This window comes from Streptomyces sp. YS-3, assembly GCF_045257485.1.
Classification (GTDB): domain Bacteria; phylum Actinomycetota; class Actinomycetes; order Streptomycetales; family Streptomycetaceae; genus Streptomyces.
Map to the genome: position 1 here is coordinate 1 of NZ_JBJHPC010001078.1, position 999 is coordinate 999.

Below are 999 nucleotides of genomic sequence, written 5' to 3' on the forward strand. Positions count from 1 at the left end.
GGTTTAGGGGCGCGGGGAACTGCGCGACCGGCCACCCACTGACCCGCAGACGAAGTCCGGGCCGAAAAGGGGCGCGGGGAACTGCGCGACCAGCCACCCACCGACCCGCAGACGAAGCCCGGGCCACCTGCGCGACCAGCCACCCACCGGCCCGCAGACGAAGCCCGTGCCTCTGGTTTGCCCGGGCTTCGTCTGCGGGCCGGTGGGTGGCTGGTCGCGCAGGTGGCCCGGGCTTCGTCTGCGGGTCGGTGGGTGGCTGGTCGCGCAGTTCCCCGCGCCCCTTTTCGGCCCGGACTTCGTCTGCGGGTCAGTGGGTGGCCGGTCGCGCAGTTCCCCGCGCCCCTAAACCCGTGGTCGCCTGCGGCCGTGGCTAGTTGCTCGCGCCCCTAAACCCGAGGCCGTCTGCGGACCGTGCTGGGTTGCTCGCGCAGTTCCCCGCGCCCCTAAAAACCCGTGGTCGCCTGGGACCGTGGCTAGTTGCTCGCGCCCCTGAGACCCGTCGCCGTCTGCGGACCGTGGCTGGTTGCTCGCGCAGTTCCCCGCGCCCCTGGATGCGCCCCTCCGGGGCGCCCAGGGGATGCCGCGCAGCGGCATTTCAGGGGCGCGGGGAACTGCGCGATCAGCCCACCACCGGGCCGCAGACAAACACCCGCCCGAAGGGGGCGCCCGTCCGGGGGCGTGGCCCCCGGCGGCTCACACCCTCCGCCACGCCCGGCGGTCCCGCGCCCTCCAGTACAGGGCCTCCACATCCGCCGGCTTCAGCACACCCCCCGCCCGCGCCAGCTCGGGGACATCCGAATCCCGCAGGACGCGCACACCCCGGGGCGGGGCCGCGACGTCGACCCGGGAAGCGTCGCACAGGACCAGCACCCCCCGTACCCCCGCCACCAGCGCCAGCGAAGCCCGCTCCGCGTCCCTCCGGACCCACCGCAGCACCGGTGAGGGGGCCGAACGGCCGACCCCCACCAGGGGGTCGGCGATCCGCACCCGGTGCCGGCG

1 pseudogene is annotated in these 999 nt (G+C 75.2%); it reads right to left on the reverse strand.

The window, feature by feature from the left end:
• Positions 1–693 precede the first annotated feature (693 nt).
• Positions 694–999: pseudogene (locus ACJA3G_RS37575) on the reverse strand (NERD domain-containing protein); the annotation flags it as partial.